The 25,224-nt window shown below is 74.0% G+C and carries 18 protein-coding genes; 7 read left to right on the plus strand and 11 right to left on the minus strand.

Annotated elements, in window-relative coordinates; all coding sequences use genetic code 11:
• Positions 1-4: 4 nt before the first annotated feature.
• The gene (gene mtnA, locus BMW67_RS05475; RefSeq protein WP_072746508.1) at positions 5-1,099 is read left to right on the plus strand and encodes an S-methyl-5-thioribose-1-phosphate isomerase; all 1,095 of its coding nucleotides are present in this window, start codon (positions 5-7) and stop codon (positions 1,097-1,099) included.
• Positions 1,100-1,666: 567 nt separating this feature from the next.
• Here mtnA and BMW67_RS05480 read toward each other — a convergent pair.
• Entirely contained in the window at positions 1,667-2,572 is a 906-nt protein-coding gene (locus BMW67_RS05480; protein WP_072746507.1) for a ribose-phosphate diphosphokinase, read from the minus strand.
• Positions 2,569-4,092: a thymidine phosphorylase family protein gene (locus BMW67_RS05485; RefSeq protein ID WP_072746506.1), complete on the minus strand. Its 1,524-nt coding sequence runs from the start codon at positions 4,090-4,092 to the stop codon at positions 2,569-2,571. The genes BMW67_RS05480 and BMW67_RS05485 overlap by 4 nt, the downstream gene beginning before the upstream one ends.
• A gap of 150 nt (positions 4,093-4,242) precedes the next feature.
• On the opposite strand from BMW67_RS05485, the gene BMW67_RS05490 reads away from it, so the two are divergent.
• On the plus strand, positions 4,243-4,683 hold the full coding sequence (locus BMW67_RS05490; RefSeq protein ID WP_072746505.1) for a MerR family transcriptional regulator: 441 nt from the start codon (positions 4,243-4,245) through the stop codon (positions 4,681-4,683).
• 17 nt (positions 4,684-4,700) lie between these two features.
• Here BMW67_RS05490 and BMW67_RS05495 read toward each other — a convergent pair whose 3' ends face one another.
• Positions 4,701-5,924 (minus strand): NAD(P)/FAD-dependent oxidoreductase, encoded by a 1,224-nt coding sequence (locus tag BMW67_RS05495; protein ID WP_072746504.1) that lies wholly within the window; start codon positions 5,922-5,924, stop codon positions 4,701-4,703.
• Positions 5,925-6,240: 316 nt separating this feature from the next.
• Here BMW67_RS05495 and BMW67_RS05500 point away from each other — a divergent pair, with 316 nt between their 5' ends.
• Genes BMW67_RS05500 through modC form a run of 4 tightly spaced genes read left to right on the plus strand, consistent with a single transcriptional unit; the run spans position 6,241 to position 9,252 of the window.
• Positions 6,241-6,639, plus strand: a complete 399-nt coding sequence (locus BMW67_RS05500) for a winged helix-turn-helix domain-containing protein (RefSeq protein ID WP_072746503.1) — start codon at positions 6,241-6,243, stop codon at positions 6,637-6,639.
• Positions 6,640-6,692: 53 nt separating this feature from the next.
• Positions 6,693-7,490 (plus strand): molybdate ABC transporter substrate-binding protein, encoded by a 798-nt coding sequence (gene modA, locus BMW67_RS05505; protein WP_072746502.1) that lies wholly within the window; start codon positions 6,693-6,695, stop codon positions 7,488-7,490.
• A 2-nt stretch (positions 7,491-7,492) separates the two neighbouring features.
• Positions 7,493-8,161, plus strand: coding sequence for a molybdate ABC transporter permease subunit (gene modB, locus BMW67_RS05510; protein WP_072746501.1), 669 nt, complete (start codon positions 7,493-7,495; stop codon positions 8,159-8,161).
• The gene (gene modC / locus BMW67_RS05515) at positions 8,158-9,252 is read left to right on the plus strand and encodes a molybdenum ABC transporter ATP-binding protein (protein WP_072746500.1); all 1,095 of its coding nucleotides are present in this window, start codon (positions 8,158-8,160) and stop codon (positions 9,250-9,252) included. Before modB ends, modC begins: the two co-directional genes overlap by 4 nt.
• A gap of 352 nt (positions 9,253-9,604) precedes the next feature.
• On the opposite strand, the gene BMW67_RS05520 is transcribed toward modC, so the two are convergent.
• The 8 genes from BMW67_RS05520 to BMW67_RS05555 all read right to left on the minus strand — a co-directional run bounded on the left by BMW67_RS05520 (position 9,605) and on the right by BMW67_RS05555 (position 21,506).
• Positions 9,605-10,555, minus strand: a complete 951-nt coding sequence (locus BMW67_RS05520) for a cation diffusion facilitator family transporter (RefSeq protein ID WP_072746499.1) — start codon at positions 10,553-10,555, stop codon at positions 9,605-9,607.
• A gap of 104 nt (positions 10,556-10,659) precedes the next feature.
• Positions 10,660-11,628: a dipeptide ABC transporter ATP-binding protein gene (locus tag BMW67_RS05525; RefSeq protein ID WP_072746498.1), complete on the minus strand. Its 969-nt coding sequence runs from the start codon at positions 11,626-11,628 to the stop codon at positions 10,660-10,662.
• On the minus strand, positions 11,625-12,626 hold the full coding sequence (locus tag BMW67_RS05530) for an ABC transporter ATP-binding protein (RefSeq protein ID WP_072746497.1): 1,002 nt from the start codon (positions 12,624-12,626) through the stop codon (positions 11,625-11,627). Before BMW67_RS05530 ends, BMW67_RS05525 begins: the two co-directional genes overlap by 4 nt.
• Positions 12,627-12,629: 3 nt before the next feature.
• On the minus strand, positions 12,630-13,532 hold the full coding sequence (locus BMW67_RS05535) for an ABC transporter permease subunit (protein ID WP_072746496.1): 903 nt from the start codon (positions 13,530-13,532) through the stop codon (positions 12,630-12,632).
• Positions 13,532-14,539 carry an ABC transporter permease subunit gene (locus tag BMW67_RS05540; protein ID WP_072746495.1) on the minus strand — a complete coding sequence of 336 codons (1,008 nt, stop codon included), beginning with the start codon at positions 14,537-14,539 and terminating at the stop codon, positions 13,532-13,534. Before BMW67_RS05540 ends, BMW67_RS05535 begins: the two co-directional genes overlap by 1 nt.
• A complete protein-coding gene (locus BMW67_RS05545) occupies positions 14,539-15,669 on the minus strand; it encodes a M24 family metallopeptidase (RefSeq protein WP_072746494.1) in 1,131 nt (376 codons plus the stop codon). The genes BMW67_RS05540 and BMW67_RS05545 overlap by 1 nt, the downstream gene beginning before the upstream one ends.
• A 367-nt stretch (positions 15,670-16,036) precedes the next feature.
• Complete coding sequence (locus BMW67_RS05550; protein ID WP_072746493.1) at positions 16,037-17,632, minus strand: ABC transporter substrate-binding protein; 1,596 nt, start codon at positions 17,630-17,632, stop codon at positions 16,037-16,039.
• A gap of 541 nt (positions 17,633-18,173) precedes the next feature.
• The gene (locus BMW67_RS05555) at positions 18,174-21,506 is read right to left on the minus strand and encodes an acetyl-CoA carboxylase family protein (RefSeq protein WP_072746492.1); all 3,333 of its coding nucleotides are present in this window, start codon (positions 21,504-21,506) and stop codon (positions 18,174-18,176) included.
• Between the two features lie 850 nt (positions 21,507-22,356).
• On the opposite strand from BMW67_RS05555, the gene BMW67_RS05560 reads away from it, so the two are divergent.
• Positions 22,357-25,224, plus strand: coding sequence for a monovalent cation/H+ antiporter subunit A (locus tag BMW67_RS05560; protein ID WP_072746491.1), 2,868 nt, complete (start codon positions 22,357-22,359; stop codon positions 25,222-25,224).

Below are 25,224 nucleotides of genomic sequence, written 5' to 3' on the forward strand. Positions count from 1 at the left end.
GGCCATGAAGATCGACGGCGTTCACTATCGTTCCATCTGGCGCGACGCCGGCGGCGAGGTGCGGATCATCGACCAGCGCTGGCTGCCGCACGAGCTGCGCATCGTCGCGCTGCGCACGCTTCAGGACTTCGCCCGCGCCATTTCCGAGATGTGGGTGCGCGGCGCGCCGCTGATCGGCGCGACGGCCGCCTGGGGCGTGGCGCTGCGCATGCAGGAGGATCCCTCGGATCAGGCCCTTGCCGACGCGCGCGCCCGGCTGCTGGCGACGCGGCCCACGGCGATCAACCTGCGCTGGGCGCTCGACCGCATGCACGCCGCGCTGGCGCCGCTGCCCGCGGCGCGGCGCGCCGAGGCGGCGGCGGCCGAGGCGGCGGCCATCTGCGACGAGGATGTCGAGATCAACCGCCGCATCGGCGAGCACGGCCTGGCGCTGCTGCGCGAGGCGTCGGCGCGCAAGGGCGGCGGGCGGGTCAACGTGCTGACCCACTGCAACGCGGGCTGGATCGCGACGGTCGACTGGGGCACGGCGACCTCGCCGATCTACCAGGCGGTCGAGGCCGGCATGGACGTGCATGTCTTCGTCGACGAGACGCGCCCGCGCAATCAGGGCGCGCAGCTGACGGCGTGGGAGCTGGCGAGCCATGGCGTTTCGCACGAGCTTGTCGTGGACAATGCCGGCGGCCATCTGATGCAGCGCGGCGAGGTGGATCTGGTCATCGTCGGAACCGACCGCGTGACCGCCCGCGGCGATGTGTGCAACAAGATCGGCACCTATCTCAAGGCGCTGGCGGCCAGGGCCAACGGCGTGCCCTTCCATGTCGCGCTGCCCTCGCCGACCATCGACTGGACGGCGACCGACGGGCTGAGCGAAATCCCGATCGAAGAGCGCGACCCGCGCGAGGTCACCCATGTGCAGGGGCTGGACCCCGAGGGGCGCATCGTTCAGGTGCGCATCTGTCCCGAGGCCACGGGCGCGCGCAACCCCGCCTTCGACGTCACGCCCGCCGAGCTGGTCAGCGGGCTGATCACCGAGCGCGGCCTGTGCGCCGCAACGCCCGAGGCGATGCGCGCCCTGTTCCCCGATCTGGCGGGCGGCTGAGCGGCGCGCGACAGGCCCCCGCCGGTCGGCTTGGCGCCCGAGCCTGGCAAGGCGGCGCCCATGGCCGACGGGCGGGCGTGGCGACGCCCGACCCGCCGCCGCCCGGCCCGCGCCGGACGAGCGCCTCTTGCGCCCGGAACCCTTCCCCCTTGGCTGGCGCCGCGCAGGCCCAGCCTTCGCCGCCCCACCAACCCTTGGTCAGACCATGGCCCGAGCGGGCCATGGCGCCCCTCGGCCCGGTCCTGGCAAGGGGGGCCGCGCCAAGGGCCCCAGCGGGTCCGGCCCATGCGCCGCGCAGAGACGGACGCACCCTCGGCGCAGCGTTCATGGCAGCGCCGGCGGCCCCTGCGCGGCGGGCGATCGGGCGGATGGGCGCCGGGGCCCGGAAAACCCGGGCGGGGCGGGTGCGGGCGGGCGCATGCCGGGCGCAGCGTCTGCAGGCGCGCCGGCGGCCCCTGCGCGGCGGGCGATCGGCCGGATGCGTGCCGGGGCCCGGCAATTCCGTGCGAGGCCAGGGGGCGGCCGGCCGCGCCCGGCCCAGCCAGGCGCCGCCATGAGGCGCGGCGCTCAGCCTTCGGGCGCGGCGCCCCAGCCGAGGGCGCGCGTCTCGGCGGCCAGCTGCGGCGCGATTTCGATGGCGTTCGTCGGATGGGGCAGAGAGGTCGTGCTCACCACCCGCGCCGCGCCCGCGGCCATGATGACCTCGAGCGCATCGCCCGCGAAGATCGCGTGCGTCACCACGCAGACCGGAGCGCGCGCGCCGGCTTCGCGCAGCAGCGCCACGGCCCGCGCCATGGTGCGCCCGGACGAGGCGATGTCGTCCACCACCACCGGCGTGTGCGTGCGCGCCAGCCTTGCGCTGGGCGCGCTCAGCGTCACCTCGAAATCGCCCGAGCGGCGCTTGGTCAGCACCTCGAAGGGCAGACCCGCAAGGCGCGCCGCCTCGCGCACCCACTGGCCGCTTTCGCCGTCGGGGCCCAGCAGCGCCGCGTCGGGCACGTTCGCCGCCACCCAGCGCGCGATGGCGGGCGCCGCGACGGCGCGGCGCGCGGGGATCGAGAACAACGCATCGAGCGAGGGGATGCGGTGCAGGTGCGGGTCCAGCGTGGTCAGCCAGTCGACGCCTTCCTCGAGAAAACGGGCGAAGATCGGCGCGCTGACGGCCTGCCCGGGCGCAAAGCGCGCGTCCTGGCGCATGTAGGCCATGTAGGGCGCGATCAGCCCGACCCGACGCGCGCCCAGCTCGCGCGCCGTGACGGCGGCGAAGCGCAGCGCCAGCGCCTGCCGGTCGGGGTCGCGCAGCCCGACCAACAGCGCCGCGTCGCGCCCGTCCAGATCCGGGGGCAGGGCGACCAGCGTCTCGCCGTCGGGAAAGCGGTGCAGCGCGACCGGCGCGCGCTCGGCGTCCAGTTCGGCGGCCAGCGCGGCGGCCAGCCGCTCCATGCCCGGAAAGACCAGCAGCAGCGGCTTCATGCCTCGGCCTCGATGCGGAAGGGATGGGCGCGCGCGCCGGCATATTCGGCGGCCCACTCCAGCTCGCCCGGCGTCTCGGCGTGGATCTCGTAGAGCGGATCGCCCTTGTCCACCCTCTGGCCCAGGCTCGCGTGCAGCAGCACCCCGGCGTTCTTGCGCCCCGGCGCGCCGGCCAGCTTGGCGATGCGCGCGATGCGCCGGTTGTCGATCTGCGCCACCGCGCCGGCATGCGGCGCGCGCTCGACGCGCCGATGGGCCGCGCGGCCCGGTTCGGAAAATCCGCCCTGCGCGGCGCAGATGGCCATGAACTTCGCCTCGGCCGCGCCCGAGTCGAGCAGGGCCTGCGCCGTCTCGCGGCCCTGCGCGGCGGGGCCGCCCTCGGCCTCGGCGGCCATGTCCAGAAGCGCCCCCGCGATGTCCAGCGCGCGCTCGCGCAGATCCTGCGGCGCGTGGGGCGCGCGGCGCAGCACGGCCAGCACGTCATGGGCCTCGAGCGCGGGACCGATCCCGCGCCCCACCGGGCCCGACCCGTCGCTCAGGCGCACCCGCGCGTTCAGGCCCAGCGCCTCGGCCGTCGTCAGGAGCCGCGCCTCGAGCATGTGCGCCGCCGCGCTTGAGCGCACCTTCGCCGTCGGCCCCACGGGCATGTCGATGAGCACATGCGTCGAGCCGGCCGCCGCCTTCTTGGACAGGATCGAGGCCACCATCTGCCCCTCGGAATCGAAATCGAGCGGGCGCTCGACCCGGATCAGCAGATCGTCGGCCGGTGCCAGGTCCAGCCCGCCGCCCCAGACCACGCAGCCGCCCTCGGCCTCGACCACCTTGCGCATCGCCGCGGCCGCCAGCGCGACCGGCGCCATGGTTTCCATCGTGTCGGCCGTGCCGGCGGGCGAGGTGATGGCCCGGCTCGACGTCTTGGGAATGCGCCGCCCCGAGGCCGCCACGATGGCGACCACGATCGGCGTGGTCCGGTTGCCCGGCAGGCCGCCCACGCAGTGCTTGTCCAGCACCATGCCCTCGCCCCATTCCAGGCGCCGGCCGGTCTCGACCATGGCGCGGGTCAGGGCCACGGTTTCCTCGGCGTCCAGCCGGTCGCCCGCGCAGGCGGCGACGAAGGCCGCCAGCTCAAGCTCCGACAGCCGCCGCCCGACGATGTCGCGCACGATGTCGCGAAAGGCCGCCTGGTCCAGCCGCCGGCCATACACCTTGGCGCGGATGGCGTCGGCCGAGACGGGCGGCTCGGGGTGCGAGAAGCTGGCCATCGCGCCCGGCTCGGGCGAGAGCGCCTCCCACGCCGCTTCGCTCAGCGCCGCCGCGCCCGGCGGCAGCCATGCGCCCTCGGTCACCACGTTGAGCGTGGCCACGATGCTGCGCGCGCCCAGCGTGATCTCGACCCGCGCCAGCGACGAGAACCCCTCGGACCGGCACAGGTCGCAATCGGCGCGCATGTAGACGACGGGCTGGCGATAGGTGTCGATCCCTGCGCGGATCAGGGCGAGGCGTTTGCTTCGGTGCGGCATGCGGGCTCCGGTCGGTTGCGGGCGTTCGGGTCGCGGCATTGTGGCCGCCGCGGTCCGGGCGCGCCAGCGGATTATGTCCTCCGGCGCGGCCGGGGCTTGCCCGGTCCGGCAAGCCGCGCCACTCTGCCCCAAGATGCGAAGGAGCCGATCATGACCGCCTCATCCCGCGATCGGGCCGACGGCGCGCGCCCCGCGGCGCTGCGCCGCGGCGAGTTGGCGCGTCTTGCGGGCTGCAACGCCGAGACCGTGCGCCATTACGAGAAGGTCCGCCTGTTGCCCGCGCCCCCGCGCGACGCGGCCAACTGGCGCGTCTACGACCAGGGGCATGTGGCGCGGCTGCGCTTCATCCTGCGCGCGCGGGTTCTGGGCTTTGCGCTGGACGAGATCGCCGAGCTTCTCGCCCTGTCCGAAAGCGGCGGGCGCAGCTGCGCCGAGGCCGCGCGGCTGGCCTCGCGCCGCCTTGAGGACGTGCGCGCGCGCATCGCCGATCTGCGCCGCATGGAGGCCGCGCTGGCCGACACGCTGGCGCTTTGCGCCGAGGGCGAGGCGCGCGGATGCCCGATCATCGACGCGCTGCGCGGGCAGGACTGACGGGCCCGCCCCGCGCCTCAGATCACCGCGCGCTCGCGGATCGGGCGCCCGGCCTCGATGCGCTCATAGCCGAAGGGCGACAGGTCCAGGCTGCGATAGGCCCCGTGCACGATCATCTCGGCCAGGCCGCGCCCCATGGCGGGCGCCTGTTGCAGCCCATGGCCGGAAAAGCCGTTGATGAAGTGAAAGTTGCCCACCCGCGGATGCGGTCCGATCACCGCGTTGCGGTCGAGCAGGTTCATCGCATAGTGCCCCGCCCAGCAATGGGTCTGGCGTATGGCCTCGAAGCGCGGAATGCGCCGCGCCAGCGCCGGCCAGACGCGCTCTTCCCACATGGCGAGGTCCATCTCGAAATCGTCGGGATCGACGGCCTCGTCGGGCTCGGGCGCGGCGCCGCACATATACGTGCCGCCGCCGTTCTCGCGCACATGCACCCCCGAGGGGTCGATGGTCAGCGGCAGGTCGCGCTCGAGCGGACGCTCGGCCTTGAAGATCCAGGTGAAGCGCTTGCGCGGCTCGACCGGCAGGTCGATGCCCGTCATCGCCGCGACCCGCGCCGCCCGTGGGCCCGCCGCGTTCACGACGCAGCCGCAGGCGACCCGCGCGCCCGACGCAAGGCGCACCGCCTCGACCCGCGCGCCCGAGGGCGCAAGCTCGAGCGCCGCCGCTTCGTCGGCGACGAACTCGGCCCCCGCGGCGCGCGCGCCCCGCCGCAGCTGGTCGAACAGCGCCGCGCCGTCGAACCAGCCCTCGTCGCGCGTGTTGATCGAACCCAGCACCACGTCGTCCAGCGCATAGAACGGATAGCGGGCCGCGATCTCGTCGGGGCTCAGCAGCTCGGTCCCGGCGCCGGCGGCGCGCTGCACCCGCCAGTTGGCGCGCAGCGTTTCGGCGAAGGCCTGGTCGGCGGCCAGATACAGATAGCCGAAATTGCGGATCGACAGCCGCGGCACGTCCGGGTCGCCCCCCATGCGCTCGTGCAGGGTCTTCACGAACTCGGCCCCGAATTGCGAGATGCGCACGTTCAGCTCGGTCGAGAATTGCTGTCGCATGCAAGAGTTGGTGTGCGCGGTCGAGCAGCGCTCGTAGGCCGGGTCGCGCTCGACCACCAGCACCGAGCCGTCGAAGTCCGGGTCGCGGGTCAGGAACCACGCCGCGGCCGAGCCCATGATCGCGCCGCCGATGATCACCACGTCATAGGACGAGCGCGCGGGGGCCGAGGCGAAGCCGGGCGGAAGCATGGCGAACACTCCTGCGGACAAGCGATCGGGGCCACAGTGCGGCGGCCGGGCGCGCAAGTCCAGCCCGGACCCGCGCCGCGTCGGGCGGATGGCGCGGCGGCGCGCCCGCGGATGGCGAGGGCGCGCCCGGCCGCGCGCCATCGGCGCGCGGGGCGGCGGGCCGGGGCGCGCCGCGCTATCCTTGCGCCGCGGGGCGGGCGTCCGGGGCGGGGCGCCCATGCCCCCCCGGCGGGGGCGGCCTGCGCGCCGTCTCGCGCCGGGCGAGCGGGCGGCGGCGGCGCTTGCGCGAGGGGCGCGCGCGGGCAAGGATGCGCGCATGACCGCGAAACAGCCTTCTTCCGCCCCGATGCCGGCGCTGCGCATCCGGGTCGTCTTCGCCCAGGGCGCCATGATCGGGCCCGGCAAGGCCGAGCTGCTCGAGCGCGTGGACCAGACGGGTTCGATCGCCGCGGCGGGCCGCGCCATGGGCATGAGCTACAAGCGCGCCTGGCAGCTGATCGAGACGCTCAACCGCATGTTCGAACGTCCGCTGGTGACGCGCGCGCGCGGCGGCCGCGGCGGCGGCGGCGCGCAGCTGACCGAAACCGGGCGCGCCGCGCTCGAGGCCTACCGCGCCGTCGAGGCCGCCGCGCGCCAGGGCGCCGCCGCGCCGCTGGCGCGCCTTGCCGCCCTGGCGCCCGCCCCGCCGGCGGGCGCGGAGGAAGAGCAGGGTTGACGCGGCGCCGGGCGCCTCGGATATGGTCGAGCGGAAATAACGCTCGAGGTCACATGCTCCGCCGCCGCCTTCGCATCGCGCTCGTCGCCCTCCTGGCCGCAATGGCCGCCGCGTCCGCGCCCGGCGCGCGCGCCCGGCAGGCGGACCCCGAGGCGCTGGTGGCGGCCGCCTCGGACCTGCAATTCGCCTTTCCCGAGCTGGCCGCCGCCTTCGCCGCCGAGGGGCGCGGCCGGGTGCGGGCGGTGTTCGGCTCGACGGGCAATTTCGCGCGCCAGCTGCGCCAGGGCGCCCCTTACGAGCTGTTCATGGCCGCGGATGAAAGCTTCGTGCGCGCGCTGGCGCGCGATGGCGTCCTGCCCGACGAAGGCGCGCCCTATGCCGAGGGCCGCCTGGCCCTGCTCGTGCGGCGCGGCGGGCCCCTGGCGGCGGATGGCGCGCTAGAGGAGCTGGCCGCGGCATTGCGCGAAGGGCGGGTGCGCCGCTTCGCCATCGCCAATCCCGAACATGCGCCCTACGGCATGCGCGCGCGCGACGCCCTGCGCGCGGCGGGTCTGTGGGAGGCGCTCCAACCCGTGCTCGTGATGGGCGAGAACGTCGCCCAGGCCGCGCAGTTCGTGGCCTCGGGCGCGGCGCAGGGCGGCGTGGCGGCGCTTTCGCTGGCCATGTCGCCGCGCATCGCCCGGCAGGTCGATCATGCGCCGATCCCGCCCCACATGCACCCGCCGCTGATCCAGCGCATGGCGCTGACGCGCCGCGCGGGCCCCGCGGCGCGCGCGTTCTTCGCCTTCGTGCGATCCGAGCGGGGGCGGCGCATCCTGGCCGCGCACGGCTTCGCGCCGCCGGCGGACTGACCATGGATTGGGAGGCGCTGGCCCTTTCGCTGAAGCTGGCGGCCGCGACGACGGCGGCGCTCTTGCCCGTTTCGGTGCTGGGCGGGCGGGCGCTGGCGCGCGGCGAGCTTCGCGGCAAGCGGCTGATCGAGGCGGCGCTGATGCTGCCGCTGGTGCTGCCGCCCACGGTTCTGGGCTATTACCTGCTGGTGGCGATGGGCGCCGGCTCGCCGCTGGGCGAGGCGTGGGAAAGCCTGTTCGGCCGCCCGCTGGCCTTCACCTTCGAGGGCATCCTCGTGGCCTCGATCCTGTTCAACCTGCCCTTCGCGATCCAGCCGGCACAGCGCGGCTTCGAGGCCGTCGCGCCCGAGCTGCGCGAGGCCGCCGCATGTTGCGGCATGTCGCCCGCGGCCGCGCTCTGGCGCGTCGAGCTGCCGCTGGCCTGGCCGGGCGTGACCACCGCCATGGCGCTGACCTTCGCCCACACGATCGGCGAGTTCGGCATCGTGCTGATGGTCGGCGGCGCCATTCCGGGCGAGACCCGCACCGTCGCCATCGCCATCTACGACCGCGTGCAGGCCTTCGATCTCGAGGCCGCCGGGGCCATGTCGGCGACGCTGGTCGCGGTCAGCCTGGCGGCGCTTTATCTCACGCATCGGCTGGGCGCGCGCGCGCCTGCGGGGGCGCGATGACGCTCGAGGTCGAGGCGCGCCTTGACGGGCCCGCGGCGCTGGACGCGGCCTTCGCGGCGGCGCCGGGGTCGCTGCTGGCGCTGGTCGGCCCGTCGGGGGCGGGCAAGACGACGCTGCTGCGCGCCATCGCCGGGCTGACGCGGCCCGCCGCGGGGCGCATCGCGGCGGGCGGCGAGACCTGGTTCGATTCGCGCGCCGGGGTGGATGTGCCTGCCCATCGGCGCCGCGTGGGGATGGTGTTTCAAAGCTACGCGCTCTTCCCGCACATGAGCGCGGCGCGAAACGTGGCCGCGGCGCTTGATCTGCGCCCGCGCGCGGCGGCGATGGCCGAGGCGCGCCGCCTGCTGGCGCAGCTCGGGCTGGGCGAGCTGGCCGAGCGCCGCCCCGACCGCATGTCGGGCGGCCAGCGCCAGCGCGTGGCGCTGGCCCGCGCGCTGGCGCGGCGGCCGCGCGCGCTGCTGCTGGACGAGCCCTTCTCGGCCGTCGATCGGGCGGCGCGCGCGCAGCTTCACGCGCGCGTCGCGGCGCTGCGCGACGAGCTGGGCGCGCCGATCGTGCTGGTCACCCACGATCTGAACGAGGCGCAGCTGCTGGCCGACCGGATGGCCGTGCTGGCCGAGGGGCGGATCGTGGCGCAGGGGCCGACCGACATCGTCATGGCCGACCCCGCGGCCATGCGCGCGCTGGGCCTGCGCGAGGCGGCGGCGCTGCTGCCCGCGCGGGTCGCCCGGCACGAGGCCGACGGGCTCACGCGGCTCGAGGCGGCGGCGGGGCCGCTCTGGCTGCCGCGCATCGACGCGCCCGAGGGAGCGCGGGTGCGCGTGCGCATCATGGCTCATGACGTGATCGTCTCGCGCGCCCGCCCCGAGGGGCTTTCGGCGGCGAACATCCTGCCGGCCACGGTGCTCGAGATCCGTCCGGGCGAGGGGCCGGGCGCGCTTGTGACGCTGGACCTGGCGGGCGACCGCATCCTTGCGCGTCTCACGCGCCGCGCGGTCGCAGCGCTGGCGCTGGCGCCGGGAACGCATGCGCATGCGGTGCTCAAGGCGATGTCCGTGGCGCGCGATCACGTCGCGCTTGCGCGCGATTGAGCCGCGGCTGGCGCCATGACGGCCGACGCATGGCCGAGGCTATCGACGGCCGCCGCGGCGCGGTGCGCCAGGCGGCCGGAAGCGCAGCCGGCGGGCATCGGCTCGGACGATGCGCGCCATGAAGACCGCCGCGCCGCCGCGCGGCGGGGCGCGCGATCGCCGCGCCGCGCGCTTGCCCTGCCCGCAGGCGCGCGCCGCAAGTTCGCCGCTCGGCGGCGCGATCCGGGCCCGACGCCGTGTCGCGGGCGCCGTTCGGCGGGCGCAGGTCGGCGCGCGTCGTGCGCGCGGGGCGCCGGCGTCGTTCCGACTGGTCCTGCGCCCGGTCCCGCATCCGGCCCGCCTTGCGGCGCGTTCAGGCGCAGCGGGCGCTCGCGCAGGGCTCGTTCTCGTCCTCGATCTGGATGGTCACGTGGTCGATGCCATGGCGGCGGCGCAGCTCTTCGGCGATGCGGGTCAGGAAACCGGGCGCGGGCGGGCGGGCCATGACCAGATGCGCCGTCAACGCCGTGCGCGTCGCGCTCAGCGCCCATATGTGCAGATCGTGCAGCCCGCGCACTCCTGGCTGCGCGGCCAGCCATGCGCGCACCTCCTGCGCGTCCACCCCCTCGGGCACGCCGTCGAGCGACAGCCGCAGCGACGCGCGCAGCAGGTCGAAGGCCGAGAAGGCGATGACCGCGCCGACCCCCAGCGCGGCCGCCGGATCGAGCCAGCGCCACCCGGTCGCCATCATCCCCAGCGCCGCCAGCGTCACCGCCAGCGAGACCGCGCCGTCGGCCAGCATGTGCAGATAGGCGCCGCGCGCGTTCAGGTCCGAGCGGCTGTCGCGCCGGAACAGCAGCGCCGTGCCGAAATTCACCCCAATGCCGAGAAGCGCGACGATCGCGATGGCGGCGGGGGGCGTGTTGATCGGGTCGCCAAGGCGGCGGACCGCCTCCCACGAGACGGCGCCGACGCCGACCATGATCGCGATGGCGTTGAGCAGCGCCGCCAGCACCGTCGCGCGCCCAAGCCCGTAGGTGTAGCGGGCGGTGGGCGCGCGCCGCGCAAGCTCGGCCGCCGCCCAGGCCGCCAGCAGGCCGGCCACGTCGGTCAGGTTGTGCGCCGCGTCGGCCAGCAGCGCCAGGCTGCCGATCAGCAGGCCGGCCGCGGCCTCGATCAGCACATAGGCGGCGTTCAGCCCCACCGCCCAGCGGAAGGCGGGGGTGAGGTCGCGCGCGCTCAGCTCGACCGGGCCGTGGGCGTGGCCGAAGCCATGGCCATGGCCTGATGCATGAGCGGAACCGGCGTCGTGGTCGTGGGGCATCGTCGCCTCGGCAGCCTTCGCGTCGGACTCGCCCGCGCCCGGCCGGCGGCGCGAGGCGGGCGCGCTCAGGCTAGCCCCGGGCCCGCCGCGCGGCAAGGGCGGGGCTACTCGACCGCGCCCTCTTCGGGATGGTGGCAGGCGAAGGCGCGGCCCTCGCCCTTGAGCGGCGGGCGCGTCGCGCGGCACTCGTCATCGGCGCGCCAGCAGCGCGGCGCGAAGGGGCAGCCGGGGATGACGTCGAGCGGCGAGGGCAGCTCGCCCGTCAGCTTGATGCGCTTGCGCCCCGAGTTGGGCTGCGCGCGCGGCGTGGCCGAGATCAGCGCCTTGGTGTAGGGGTGGCGCGGGGCGGCGAACACCTCGCGCGCGGGGCCCGTCTCGACCGCGCGGCCCAGATACATCACCATCACGTCGTCGGCGAAATGGCGCACCACCGACAGATCGTGCGAGATGAACAGATAGGCCAGGCCCAGCCGCTCCTGCAGGTCGATGAGCAGGTTCAGGATCTGGCTCTGGATCGACACGTCCAGCGCCGAGATCGGCTCGTCCAGCACCAGCACCGCCGGGTCCAGCATCAGCGCCCGCGCGATCGAGATGCGCTGGCGCTGCCCGCCCGAGAACATGTGCGGGAAGCGGTCGTAATGCTCGGGGCGCAGGCCGACCAGCGCCAGCTTCTCGCGCGCCATCGCCTCGCGCTCGGCCGCGCTCATCCGCGGGCGGTTGATCTTGAGCGGCTCCTGCAGGATCGTGCCCACGCGCTGGCGCGGGTTGAGCGAGCCGTAGGGGTCCTGGAACACGATCTGCACGCTGTCGCGCAGCGCGCGCCAGCGGTCGGGCGTCGCCGCCTGGCCGCGGATGCGCAGCTCGCCGGCGCTGGGGGGCTCGATCATCGTCACCAGGCGCGCCAGCGTGGACTTGCCGCAGCCCGACTCGCCCACCACGGCCAGCGTGCGGCCGGGGCTGAGCGCGAAGCTGACGCCCGACAGCGCGCGCAGCTCGGCCGGCGGGCGCAGCAGGCCCTGGCGGATTTCGTAGCGGCGTTCCAGGTCGCGCGCGACCACGATCGGTTCGCTCATGTCGTCACCATCCGTTGAGGCTGCATGACGCCGTTTCCATCCGCGGTCAGCGGCGTGTGGCAGCGCCCGCGGCCCATCTCGGGGCCCAGCGGCTCGGGGCGTCGGGCGCGGCAGATGTCGCTGGCGTGGCGGCAGCGCGGGGCGAACAGGCAGCCCGCCGGCCGGTCGAACTGGCCGGGCACGACGCCGGGAATGGTCGGCAGCCGGCGCGAGGTCGCGCGCTCGGGCAGGGCGGCCAGAAGCGCGCCGGTATAGGGGTGGAAGGGACGGGCGAACAGCCCCTCGACGGGCTGCTCCTCGACCTTCTGGCCGGCATAGTGCACGGACACGCGCTCGGCCGTCTCGGCGACCACGCCCATGTCGTGGGTGATCAGCGCCAGCGCCATGCCGTTGCGCCGGCGCAGGTCCAGCAGCAGGTCCAGGATCTGGGCCTGGATGGTGACGTCGAGCGCGGTGGTCGGCTCGTCGGCGATCAGCAGCTTGGGATTGCAGGCGATCGCCATGGCGATCATCACGCGCTGGTTCATCCCGCCCGACATCTGGTGCGGATAGGCCTTGAGCCGCCGCTCGGGCGCGGGAATGCCGACCTGCTCGAACAGCTCGACGGCGCGGGCGTGGCGCGCCTTGCGGTCAAGGTCGGTGTGCTGGCGCAGCGCCTCCTTGATCTGGAAGCCGACGGTGAAGCACGGGTTGAGCGAGGACATCGGCTCCTGGAAGATCATCGCCATGTCCTTGCCGATGATCTTGCGCCGCTGCGCGGGCGAGAGCTCGCGCAGGTCGCGCCCCTCGAAGGCCATGCGGTCGGCGGTGACCGTCGCCGTCCAGGGCAGCAGGCCCATGATCGCCAGCATCGAGACCGACTTGCCCGAGCCGCTTTCGCCGACGATGGCCAGAACCTCGCCCTTCTCGAGCGTCAGGTCCACGCCCTCGACCGCGCGGAAGGGGCCGGCGGCGGTGGCGAACTCGACGGTCAGGTTGCGGATGTCGAGAAGACTCATCGCTCAGCTCCGCTTCAGCTTCGGGTCCAGCGCGTCGCGCAGGCCGTCGCCCATCAGGTTGATGGACAGAACCGTGATCAGGATCGCCAGGCCCGGGAAGGTGACCACCCACCACGCGCGCAGGATGAACTCGCGCGCCTCGGCCAGCATCGTGCCCCATTCGGGGGTCGGCGGCTGCGCGCCCATGCCCAGAAAGCCCAGCGCCGCCGCGTCGAGGATCGCGGTCGAGAAGGACAGCGCCGCCTGCACGATGATCGGCGCCAGGCAGTTGGGCAGCACGGTGACGAACATCAGCCGCGGCAGCCGCGCGCCGACCACCCGCGCGGCGGTGACGTAATCCTTCTGCAGCTCGCCCAGCGCCGAGGCGCGCGTCAGGCGCACGTAATGCGGCTGCGCCACCAGGGCGATGGCGATCATCGCGTTGGTCAGCGACGGCCCCAGGATGGCCACCAGCACCAGCGCCAGCAGCAGCGAGGGAAAGGCCAGGATGATGTCCATCACGCGCATGATCGCCGCGTCCAGCCATTTGGGCGAGAAGGCCGAGATCAGCCCGATCAGCACGCCCCCCGCAGCCGAGACGGTGACCACCACCACGCCGACGAAGAAGGAATAGCGCGCGCCGTGCAGAAGGCGGCTGAGCATGTCGCGCCCCAGCGGATCGGTGCCCAGCGGGAAGGCCCAGCTGCCGCCCTCGACCCAGGCGGGGGGCGTCAGCGCATGGTCGCGGAACTGCTCGGCCGGGCCGTAGGGCGCGATCCAGGGCGCGAAGGCGGCGACGAAGACGAAGCCGGCGAAGATCCACATGCCGAACACCGCGCCGCGGTTCTCGGCGAAATAGTGGAAGAACTCGCGCAGTGCGCTGGGCCGCGCGGGGGCCGCGAGCGGGGCGGGGGCGGTCTCGGTCATCAGCGCCTCCGGATCTTGGGGTTGATGAAGCCGTAGAGCACGTCCACGGTCAGGTTCACGATCATCACCATGGTCGCGATCAGCAGAAGGCCGCCCTGCACCACGGGGTAATCGCGCCGGAAGATGGAATCGACCATCCACTTGCCGATGCCCGGCCAGCTGAAGATCGTCTCGGTCAGGATGGCGCCGGCCAGCAGCGTGCCGACCATCAGCCCGATCACCGTCACCACCGGGATCAGCGCGTTGCGCAGCGCGTGCACGCCGTTGACGCGGGCGGGCGACAGGCCCTTGGCGCGGGCGGTGCGGATGTAGTCCTCGCCCAGCACCTCGAGCATGGCCGAGCGCGTCTGGCGCGCGATCACCGCCAGCGGGATGGTGCCCAGCACCACCGTCGGCAGCGCCAGGTGCGACGCGGCCGAGGCGAAGGCGCCCTTCTGCCCCGACAGCAGGCTGTCGATCAGCATGAAGCCCGTCACCGGCTCGAAATAGTAAAGCAGGCTGATGCGCCCCGACACCGGCGTCCAGCCCAGCATGCCCGAGAACAGGATGATCAGCAGAAGCGCCCACCAGAAGATCGGCATCGAATAGCCCACCAGCGCCGCCGACATCAGCGCCCGGTCGGGCAGCTTGCCGCGGTTGACCGCGGCGATCACGCCCGCCGGCAGGCCCAGCGCCACGGCGAAGATCATCGCGCAGATCGACAGTTCGAGCGTGGCGGGAAACAGCGAGAAGAACTCGTCCCACACCGGGCGCTTGGTCACGAAGGACTGGCCCAGATCGCCGTGCAGCACGCCCCACAGATAGTCCAGATATTGCTGGAACACGGGCTTGTCGAAGCCGTATTGGCGCACCAGCTCCTGATAGCGTTCGTCGGTCAGGCCGCGCTCGCCCGCCATGACGATGATCGGATCGCCCGGCAGCGCGCGGATGAAGCTGAACGAGATCAGCGTCACCCCCAGAAAGGTCGGGATGAAGGTCAGCAGGCGGGACAGGACGAATCCGAGCATCAGCGGCCCACGATCATGAGTTCCTTGGGAAAGCGCGTCAGCGCCCTGGCGCCGTCCGCTTCGATCAGCACGTCGTCCTCGATGCGGACGCCGAACGCGCCGGGTGCATACAGCCCCGGCTCGACCGTGTAAACTGTGCCCGGCGCCATCGGCTCGTGCACGCCGCGCATGATCCACGGGGCCTCGTGCACCTCGCGCCCCAGGCCGTGGCCGGTCTTGTGGCGGATGCGCTCGGCGAAGGGCGAGGCTTCGAGCACCGCGGTCGCCGCGTCGTCGACCTGGTGGGGCGTGGCGCCGGGGCCGCCGGCGGCGATGCCGCGGCGGTTGGCTTCGAGCACGGTCTCATACACCGCCCGCGCCTCGTCCGAGGCGTGGCCGACGAAGACGGTGCGGGTGATGTCGGCGCACATGCCGTCCTTCGTCGCGCCGAAGTCGAACAGCAGCGCGTCGCCGGCGCGCAGCGCGTAGTCGGGCCGGGCCTTGGCGTGGGGGCGGGCGGAATTGTCGGCCGCGGCGACGATGGGCGCGAAGGCCAGCCCGTCGGCGCCTTCGTCGAACAGGGCGCGGACCAGGGCGCGCTCGACCTCGGCCTCGGTCATGCCCGCGCGCACGGTCTCGAGCGTGCGGGCCAGCGCGCGCTCCGAGACGTCGATGGCGGCCTGCAGGGCGGCCAGCTCGTCGGCGGTCTTGACGATGCGCAGGGCCGAGATCTCGCGCTCGGCGTCGATGATCTCGAGCGCGGGCGCCGCCGCCTTCAGGGCGTGATGCACGAAGACCCGCATCACCTGGCCCTCGACCGCCAGGCGGCGCATGGGCAGGCGTTCGGCCAGGGCGCGGAAGGCGTCCATGTAGCCCTGCTGGTCGGTCCAGGCGAAGACGTCGCCGGCAAAGCCCGTCAGCTCCCAGCTTTGCAGCTCCAGCGCGGGCACGATCGCCGCCGGGCGTCCCTTGGCGGGGATGACGGCGAGGAAGGGGCGCTCGTGGCTCATGAAGGCGTGGCCGAAGGCGCGGGTGAAGTTCGGCCCGGGCACGAGCGCGACCGCGTCGGCGTCGAGCGCGCGCGCGACGTCGGCATGGCGCGCAAGGCGCTCGGCAAGGGCGGCTTCGGAGCTGCGGGCGGGGGCGTTCATGGCGGCTTTTCCTGGCGTTTCGCGTCGTCTTGCGCTGCGGGCGCCGTCGCGCGGCCTGCGGCGCGGTCTTCGGTTTGCGCCGTCTGCGGCGCGGGCTTGGTTTGCGCCGTCTGCGGCGCGGGAATCGGTTGGCGCCGTTTGCGGCGCGGGCGTCGCTTGCGTCGCTTGCGGCCCGGGATCGGCTTGTGCCGTTTGCGACGCGGGTTCGGTTCGCGTCGTCTGCGACGCGGGGCTCGGCCTGCGCCGTTTGGCGCGGGAGTTGTCCGCGCGGGCTGCGGCGCGGGTTCGGTTTGCGCCGTCTGCGGCGCTGGGCGCGTCGCGGGCGCGAAGCGGCGGGGCCGCCCGGTGGGCGGCCCCGCTTGGTCGTTCAGTTCTCGAGGCTCACGCCGTAGAAGATGTGGCTGCCCAGCGGGTGGACCTTGTAGCCCTTCACCTCGGGGCGGATGGGCATGTAGACCACCGAGTGGGCGATGGTCGCCCAGGGCGCCTGCTCCTTGAAGATGACCTGGGCCTCCTTGTAGAGGCGCGTGCGCTCGGCCTTGTCGGTCAGGGTGCGGGCCTTCTTGATCAGGTCGTCGAAGGGCTTGTGGCACCACTGCGCGCGGTTCGAGGCGCCGACGCCGTCGCAGCCCAGCAGCACGCCCAGGAAGTTGTCCGGGTCGCCGTTGTCGCCGGTCCAGCCCAGCAGCACCGCGCCGTCGCGGTCCAGATCCTTCGAGCGCGACAGATACTCGCCCCACTCATACGAGACGATCTCGACCTTGACGCCGATCTTGGCCAGGTCGGCCTGGATCAGCTCGGCCATGCGGCGCGCATTCGGGTTGTAGGGGCGCTGCACGGGCATGGCCCAGACCTTCATGCTCAGATCCTTGACGCCCGCTTCCTCGAGCATCTTGCGCGCGGCCTCGGGATCGTAGGGATCGTCCTGCACCTCGTCGTTGTAGGACCACATGGTCGGCGGGATCGGGTTCTTGGCGATCTGGCCCGAGCCCTGGAAGACGACGTCGATGATGGCCTGCTTGTCGATGGCCATGTTCAGCGCCTTGCGCACCTTCGGGTTGTCGAAGGGCTTCTGAAGGGTGTTGTAGGCCAGGTAGCCGACGTTCAGACCCTCCTGCTCAAGCACGACCACGTCGGGGTCGGCCTTCATCGCGGCCACGTCCGCCGGGTTCGGATAGGGCATGACGTGGCACTCGCCGGCCTTGAGCTTCTGATAGCGCACCGAGGCGTCGGGGGTGATGGCGAAGATCAGGTTGTCGATGTCGGCCTTGCCGCGCCAGTAGTCCGGGTTGGCCTTGTAGCGGATGACCGCGTCCTTCTGGTAGGCGACGAACTGGAACGGGCCGGTGCCGATGGGCTTGGTGTTCAGCTTTTCCGGCGTGCCGGCGGCCAGCATGGCGTCGGCGTATTCCTTGGACATGATCGAGGCGAAGTCCATCGCCAGGTTGGCGACGAAGGGCGCCTCGGGGCGGTTGAGCACGAACTTGACCGTGTGATCGTCGACGCGGACGATGTCCTTGATCAGGTCGGCCATGCCCATGCCCGAGAAATACTCCCAGGTGCCGCCCGAGACCTTGTGGTAGGGGTTCTCGGGGTTCATCTGCCGATCGAAGGTGAAGATGACGTCGTCGGCGTTGAACTCGCGCGTCGGGGTGAATTCGTCGTTGGCGTGGAACTTCACGCCCTTGCGCAGGTGGAAGGTGTATTCGAGGCCGTCATCCGAGACGTCGACGCTTTCCGCCAGGCCCGGGATGACGTTGGTCGTGCCGGTCTCGAACTCCATCAGCCGGCTGTAGATCGGCTGGGACGAGGCGTCGAAGGTCGTGCCCGAGGTGAACAGCGCGGGGTCGAAGCCCTCGGGCGAGCCCTCGGAGCAGTAGATCAGGTTGCCCCCGGCGCTGGCGGCCGAGGCGCCCAGCACAAGCGCCGCGGCGCCGGCGAGCAGGGTGGATTTGAGTGACATCAAGATGGTCTCCCTGTTGGATTCCGCCCCGTTTTCGGGGCCCGGAGGGGCCGCCGCGCCGCTTTTCGGCGCGTTTCGGCCCGTCCCGGATGGGGTCCAGCTATGAAGGGCGGCCCGCCGCTGTCAAGGCGAAACGCCCCGCGGCGGGGGCGGGGCGGGCGGCGACGTGGCGTCCGGCGCCCCGGGGCGGGCGCGCGCCGGGGGGCGTTGGGCGGCGGTTTCGGGCGGCGGTCGGCGGGGGGCGGGACGGCCCGCGCCCCGGGCCGGCGGATCCCGGCGGGCGGGCGGTCATGGCGCGGCGGCGCGCGATGCCTTGCGCCGGCGTGCGGCGGCGCACCGCCCCTGCCGGGGCGCGTCGTCCGCCGGGTCCGGCCCGGGGCGCGGCCCGCGGCAGCCGGCTCGCGGCGCCGTCGGGCGGAAAAAGCCGGCGGGCGGAAGAATCGTCCCCCGCCGACCGCGGCGTGCGCGGCATGGGCCATGCCCCCGGCGCGGGGCGCGGCGGCGCGTGGGGGCGGGGCGGCGAAGGGCGCCCGCGCGCCCCTCACCAGGGGTCGATGCCCGGCGGCGGCGGGCGGCGCGGGGCGCGCGGGGGCATGGCCGCGTCGGCGCGCAGAATCCATTCGCGCGTCTCGGCGGGGTCGATGACGGCGTCGATCTCGACGCAAGAGGCGAGCGACACCGCCTTGCCGATCTCGCGATGCCGCTCGAGCAGGGACTCGAACAGCGCGGCGCGGCGCTCGGGGTCGGTCTCGGCCTCGAGCTCGCGGCGAAAGCCCAGCCGCACCGCGCCCTCGAGCCCCATGCCGCCGAACTCGCCCGTCGGCCAGGACGCGGTCAGCACGCTTTCGCGAAAGCCGCCGCCGGTCATGGCCATGGCGCCCAGCCCGTAGCCCTTGCGCAGGACGATGGCGTGGATGGGCGCGCGCATGGCCGCCCCGGCGACGAACATGCGGCAGGCGCGGCGCACCAGGCCCTGGCGCTCGGCCTCGGGGCCGACCATGAAGCCGGGCGTGTCCACCAGCGAGATCAGCGGCAGGCCGAAGGCGTCGCACAGGCGCATGAAGCGGCTGGCCTTGTCGGCGGCGGGGGCGTCGATGGCGCCGCCCAGATGCATCGGATCGTTGGCGATGAGCCCGAAGGGCCGCCCCTCGACGCGCACCAGCGCGGTGACCATGCCGGGCGCGTAATCGGCGCGCAGCTCCATCACGGCGCCCTCGTCGGCCAGAAGGCGGATGGCGTCGCGCACGCGATAGGCGCGGCGGCGGTTCTCGGGCACGACCTCGCGCAGGGCGCGCTGATCGGCGACGGGGCCGGGAGGCAGCGCGCCCTGGAACCAGGACAGGTAGCGCTTGGCCGCCGCGCAGGCCTCGGCTTCGTCCGCGACCAGCAGATCGACCACCCCCGCGCGCGCCAGCTCGGGGGCGGGGCCCACCTGTTCGGGGCGGAAGCTGCCCAGCCCGCCGCCCTCGATCATGGCCGGGCCGGCCATGCCGATCGTCGTGCCGCGGTCGGCGATGACCACGTCGCAGCAGCCCAGCAGCGCCGCATTGCCCGCAAAGCACCGCCCCGAGGCCACGCCGACCAGCGGAACCTTGCCCGACAGCGCGGCGAAGCGCGCGAAGGTGGGGCCGTCCAGCCCCGCGACGGTCAGGTGCTCGGTGTCGCCGGGGCGCCCGCCGCCCCCCTCGGCCAGAAGGATGACCGGCAGGCTGCGCTCGGCCGCCAGGGCGAAGAGCCGGTCCATCTTCTGGTGGTTGCGCTGGCCCTGCGTGCCCGCCAGCACCGTGTCGTCCGAGATGGCGAAGGCGCAGCGCGCGCGCTCGGGGCCGAACAGCGCGCCGTTGACCGCGCCGATGCCGGTGATGATGCCGTCGCCGGTGGTGTTCTCGATCAGATCCTCCAGCGAGCGCCGCGCCCGCTGCGCCGCCAGCGCCAGCGCGCCGTATTCCACGAAGCTGCCCGGATCGCACAGATCGGCCAGGTTCTCGCGCGCGGTGCGGGCGCCGCGGGCGCGGCGGCGGGCGACGGCGCGCGGGCGGTTGGCGTCCTGTCCCGCGGCCAGGCGCCGGCGCAGCTCGGCCAGCTCGGGGCGGATGCGGTCGGGGTCCGGGGGCGGGGCGTCGTCCTCGGCCGGGGGCTCGGCGTCGTCGCCGCCCTCGACCCGGCGCAGCGCCAGAAGGGGCGCGCCCTCGGCCGCCGCCGCGCCCGGCGCGCTCAGCGCCGCGACGACGACGCAGGCGTGCGGGGCGGGTATGACATGCTCCATCTTCAGCGCCTCGAGCACCGCCAGCTGCGCGCCGGCGGGCAGGCGCGCGCCCACGGGCGCCAGCTCGACCACCGCGCCGGACATGGGCGCGGCGAAGAGCTCGGCCCCCTCGGGAAGCTCGGCGGGCGGCGCGGCGCCGGGGGCGGGTTCGACCGCATTCGCGCCGGGCGGGGCCTCGTCGCCCGCGCGTTCGGCCGCAAGGCGCGCGGCGGCCTCGGCCAGCGCGGCGCCGTGGGTCTCGATGAAGCGCGTATCCACGTCCCAGGCGCGCACCCGCTCGTGCCGGACCAGCGCGCGCAGCCAGTCGAGATTGGTCTCGACCCCCTCGATGCGGAAATCGGCCAGCGCGCGGTCGAGCCGCGTCAGCGCCGCGGGCAGATCGGCCGCGGCGCCGGGCCAGCGGATGATCGCCTTGGCCAGCAGCGTGTCGTAGCGCCCCGACACGCGCCAGCCGGCGCGCGCGAAGCCGTCGATGCGCACGCCCGGACCCGAGGGCGGCTCGACCGCGCGCAGCAGGCCCGAGGCCGGGCCGGCGCCGCCGGCGGCGGTCATGCGCTCGGCGCAGATGCGCGCCTCGATCGCGAGGCCGCGCGGGGCGGGGATGGCGTCTTGCGTCAGGCCCAGCGACTCCAGCGTCGCGCCGCCGGCGATGCGGATCTGCAGCTGCGCCAGATCAAGGCCCAGGACCTCTTCGGTCACGGGGTGCTCGACCTGGATGCGGGGGTTGACCTCGATGAAGAACAGCCGCGCGCCCTCGGGCGCGTCCAGATCCAGAAGGAATTCGAAGGTGCCCAGCGACAGGTAGCGGCACTCGCGCGCCATGCGCAGCGACCAGTCGGCCAGCTGCGCGCGCTCGTCCGCGGTCAGCGAGGGGCTGGGGGCGATCTCGATCACCTTCTGGCGGTCGCGCTGCAGGGTGCATTCGCGCTCGTGCAGATGCGCGACGGCGCCGGTTCCGTCGCCCAGCACCTGCAGCTCGACATGGCGCGGGCGCGCGACGAGGCGCTCGAGGAACAGCGCGCCGTCGCCGAAGGCGCCCTCGGCCTCGGCGACGCAGCGGGGCCAGGCCTCGGCCAGCTCGGCGGGCGTGCGCGCGGGGCGCATGCCGCGCCCGCCGCCGCCGGCCGCGGCCTTGATCATCACCCCCGCGCCGGGGGGCTGGGCGGCGAGGAAGGCCTGCGCCTCGTCCAGCGAGCAGGGCCCCTCGAGCCCCGGCGGCGTCGGCACGCCAAGCGCGCGCGCCAGGCGCCGGGCCGAGAGCTTGTCGCCCAGAAGGGCCAGGGTCTCGGGGCGCGGGCCGACGAAGGTCAGCCCGGCTTCGGTCACGCGGCGGGCGAAGTCGGCGCTTTCGGACAGGAACCCGTAGCCCGGGTGCAGCGCGTCGCAGCCATGCGCGCGCGCCGCGGCGATCAGCGCGTCGGGGTCCATGTAGGCGCGCGGACCCTGGCCGGGCAGCGGGGCGGCGGCGTCGGCGCCGCGGGTCCATGGCGCGCCCTCCTCATCGGCGGCGAAGACGGCGACGGCCTGCGCGCCGGTTTCGGCGGCGGCGCGGACGAGGCGGGCGGCGATCTCGCCGCGGTTGGCGATGAGGATGCGGGCTGGCGCCATGCGCGGCCTCCTTGCGGGGCGGCGCGCGGGCCGCCGCGGGTTGATGATCAGGGAAACTGACCATCGCCGCGCGCGCACGTCAACGCCCCGAGCGGGCGCGCCGAAGGCCGGGCCTCGATCGGGCCGCGGACGGGATCGGCGATCGGGTCGGGGATCCGACCGGCGATCTGGCGCGGGGCAAGGCCTGGCCGGGGCCGAGCGCGCCGAAAGGGGGGGGCGCGCGCGGAGGGGCGGCTCCGCCTTGGGTGAGCGCGCGACAAGCGGCGCGATTGCGCGCGGCGCGGCGAAGGTGCGGCGCGGCGGCCGAGGCGCGGCCGGGCGGCGGCGCGCCTGGGGGGCGTCGCAATGGGCGGCCCGGGCGCGAAGCTGTGGCGAGCAAGCGCGGCGGAAGGAGCGGCGCGGCCGGGCGGGGGCGTGGCTGGGGCGGCGCGGCTGGGGGCGTCGCACGGGGCGGCCCGGGCGCGCGGGGAGGTGGCGCGAAGCTGTGGCGAGCAAGCGGGGCGGAAGGGGGGCGCGGGCGCGCGCCTGCGGGGGAGGGGGCCGGCGCCGCGCGGCGCTGCGGCGGGCGGGCGAGCTCCGGCGCGGTGGGCGCGCGCCGTTCTCCTCCAGCTCGGGCCGGGCCGCGCGGGCCTTGCGGGGGCCGGCCGGCGGTGCGCGCAGGTTGCGGGCCGACCTTCGTCACTGCGCGCGGTTTGGCCCGCGCGATGGCGCGCGGCGCGGGCGCGTCCGGTCCGAAACGGGGCCGTCGGGCCCCGCCGGAGCGGCGGCGCGGCGCTCTGGGGGCTGGACAGCGGCGCAAAAAGCCTTAGGCAAGAGCGCGAGCATCTTGCGCCAAGACGGAGAAAGAACGGTGTCCCTTTTCCTGATCGCGGCATTGCCCTTTCTCGGGGCGGTCCTGCCGGCCCTTCTGGTGCGCGCCAGCCGCAACGCGGCGGCGGGAACGGCGGCGGGCGCGACGGCGCTGGCGCTGATCGGCGTCCTGACCCACGCGCCCGCGGTCATGCGCGGCGAGGTCCCCATGGCGCGCGCGCCCTGGGTTCCGTCGCTGGGGCTCAACGCGAATCTGATGCTCGACGGGCTGGGGCTGCTGTTCGCGCTGCTGATCCTCGGGATCGGCCTGCTCATCATCCTCTATGCGCGCTTCTACCTGACCCGGCGCGACCCGATGGGCAAGTTCTACGCGCTCCTGCTGCTGTTCCAGGGCGCGATGCTGGGCATCGTGCTGTCGGACAACATCCTGATGCTGCTGATCTTCTGGGAACTGACCTCGCTCAGCTCGTTCCTGCTGATCGGCTACTGGAACCATCTTCCCGAGGGCCGGCAGGGCGCGCGCATGGCGCTGACCGTGACCGGCGCGGGCGGGCTGGCGATGATCGCCGGAGCGCTGCTGCTGGGGCAGGCGGCCGGGTCGATGGAGCTGAGCGACATCATCGCCCGGCGCGAGGCGGTGCAGGCCTCGCCGCTGTATCTGCCGGCGCTGATCCTGATCCTGGCGGGGTGCTTCGCCAAGTCGGCGCAGTTCCCCTTCCACTTCTGGCTGCCGCACGCCATGGCCGCGCCGACGCCGGTGTCGGCCTATCTGCACTCGGCGACCATGGTCAAGGCGGGGCTGTTCCTGATGGCGCGGCTGTGGCCCGCCCTGGCGGGGACCGACGCCTGGTTCATGCTGGCCGCGAGCGTGGGCATGGTCACCATGGTCCTCGGCGCGGTCACGGCGCTGTTCAAGGAGGATCTCAAGGGGCTGCTGGCCTATTCGACGGTCAGCCATCTGGGCCTGGTGACCTTCCTGCTCGGGCTGGGCACGCCGGCGGGCGCCGTGGCGGCCGTGTTCCACATCATCAACCACGCCACCTTCAAGGCCGCGCTGTTCATGACCGCCGGCATCGTCGATCACGAGACCGGCACGCGCGACATCCGCCGCCTGGGCGGGCTGGCGGCCTTCATGCCCGTCACCTTCCTGATCGGCGCCGTGGCGGCGCTGTCCATGGCGGGGGTTCCGCCGCTCAACGGCTTCCTGTCGAAAGAGATGATGCTGCACGAGGCCGCGCACACGCCCTGGCTGGGCTCGGAGCTGGCGCTGCCGGTCCTGGCGGGGCTGGCGGCGCTGTTCTCGGCGGCCTACTCGTTCCGCTTCGTGGCGCATGTGTTCCTGGGCAAGCCGCGGCTGGCCCATGCCGAGCCGCCGCACGATCCGGTCGTCTGGTTCTGGCTGCCGCCCGCCATTCTGGCCTCGCTGACGGTGCTGATCGGCCTGTTCCCGCAATCCATGGCCGGCGAGCTGGTGCGCGCGGCGGCGGGCGCGGTCACGGGCGGCGCGGCGCCCGAGATCAAGCTCAAGCTCTGGCACGGCGTCAACGAGGCGCTGATGATCTCGGCCGCCGCGCTGGCGGGCGGCGTGGCGGCGCTGGCGCTGCACGGGCCGCTGGCGCGGCTGTGGGCGGCGGTCGCGCCGCCGGCGGCCAAGCGGGCGTTCGATGCGCTGGTCGGGGCGGCGACCGCCGCCGCGCGGCGGCTGACCGACGCGCTGCATGACGGCGATTTCGGGCGCAGCGCCGCCATCTTCGCGGCCTTCGCCGCGGCTCTGGGCGCCTGGGCGTGGACGGGGGGCGACGCCGGGGCCTTCGGCGCCTTCCCCGAGGCGCTGGGGCCGACGCCGCCGATTCCGCTCATCGGCTGGGTCTGCCTGGTCACGGCGACGCTGACGCTGACGGCGCTGCACCGCAACAGGCTGCTGGCGCTGGTGCTGATCGGGGTGACGGGGCTGATGGTTTCGCTGACCTTCAGCTATTTCTCGGCGCCCGACCTTGCGCTGACGCAGATCTCGGTCGAGGTGGTCAGCATCATCCTGCTGCTGCTGGCGCTGAACTTCATGCCGCGCGAGACGCCGCGCGAAAGCTCGGCGGCGCGGCGCGCGCGCGACCTCGCGGCGGCGGCCGCCGCGGGCCTGGGCGTGGGGGCGGCGATCTACGCGATCCTGGTCGGGGACTTCGCCTTCGCGCCGATCTCGGAGTTCCACCTGGCCAACTCCAAGACCGGGGGCGGCGGCGAGAACGTGGTGAACGTGATCCTCGTCGATTTCCGCGGCTTCGACACCTTCGGCGAGATCACCGTTCTGGGCATCGCGGCGGTGCTGATCTATGCGCTGACCGAAACCATCATGGCCGGGCCGGTGCGGGCGCGTCTGCTCAACCGCCGGCCGGCCGAGCCGCAGGCGGGCGACGCGCATCCGATGATGATGGTCGTGGCCACGCGCGTGCTCATGCCCATCGCGCTGACGGTGGCGGTCTACATCTTCCTGCGCGGGCACAACGCGCCGGGGGGCGGCTTCATCGCCGGGCTGATCGTCTCGGTCGCCTTCGTGATGCAATACATGGCCAGCGGCTTTTCCTGGGCGGCGGCGCGCCAGCGCTATCCCTACCACGCCTTCATCGGGCTGGGCGTGCTGGTGGCGGCGGCCACGGGCATGGGCGCCTGGTTCAACGGCAAGCCCTTCCTGACCAGCGATTTCGGCTATGTGAAGCTGCCGGGGCTGGAGAAGTTCGAGCTGGCCACCGCGGCGCTGTTCGATCTGGGCGTGTTCCTGACCGTGCTGGGCGCGGTGCTGCTGGCGCTCGAAAGCCTTGCGCGCTACGCGTGGCGGCCCAACATCGCCAGCGCGCATCCGATGGACATCGATCCCACGCGCGACGAGGCCGCGCAGCGCGAGGAGGGACGCTGA

The sequence above is a fragment of the Oceanicella actignis genome (assembly GCF_900111545.1).
GTDB classification, from domain to species: Bacteria; Pseudomonadota; Alphaproteobacteria; order Rhodobacterales; family Rhodobacteraceae; genus Oceanicella; species Oceanicella actignis.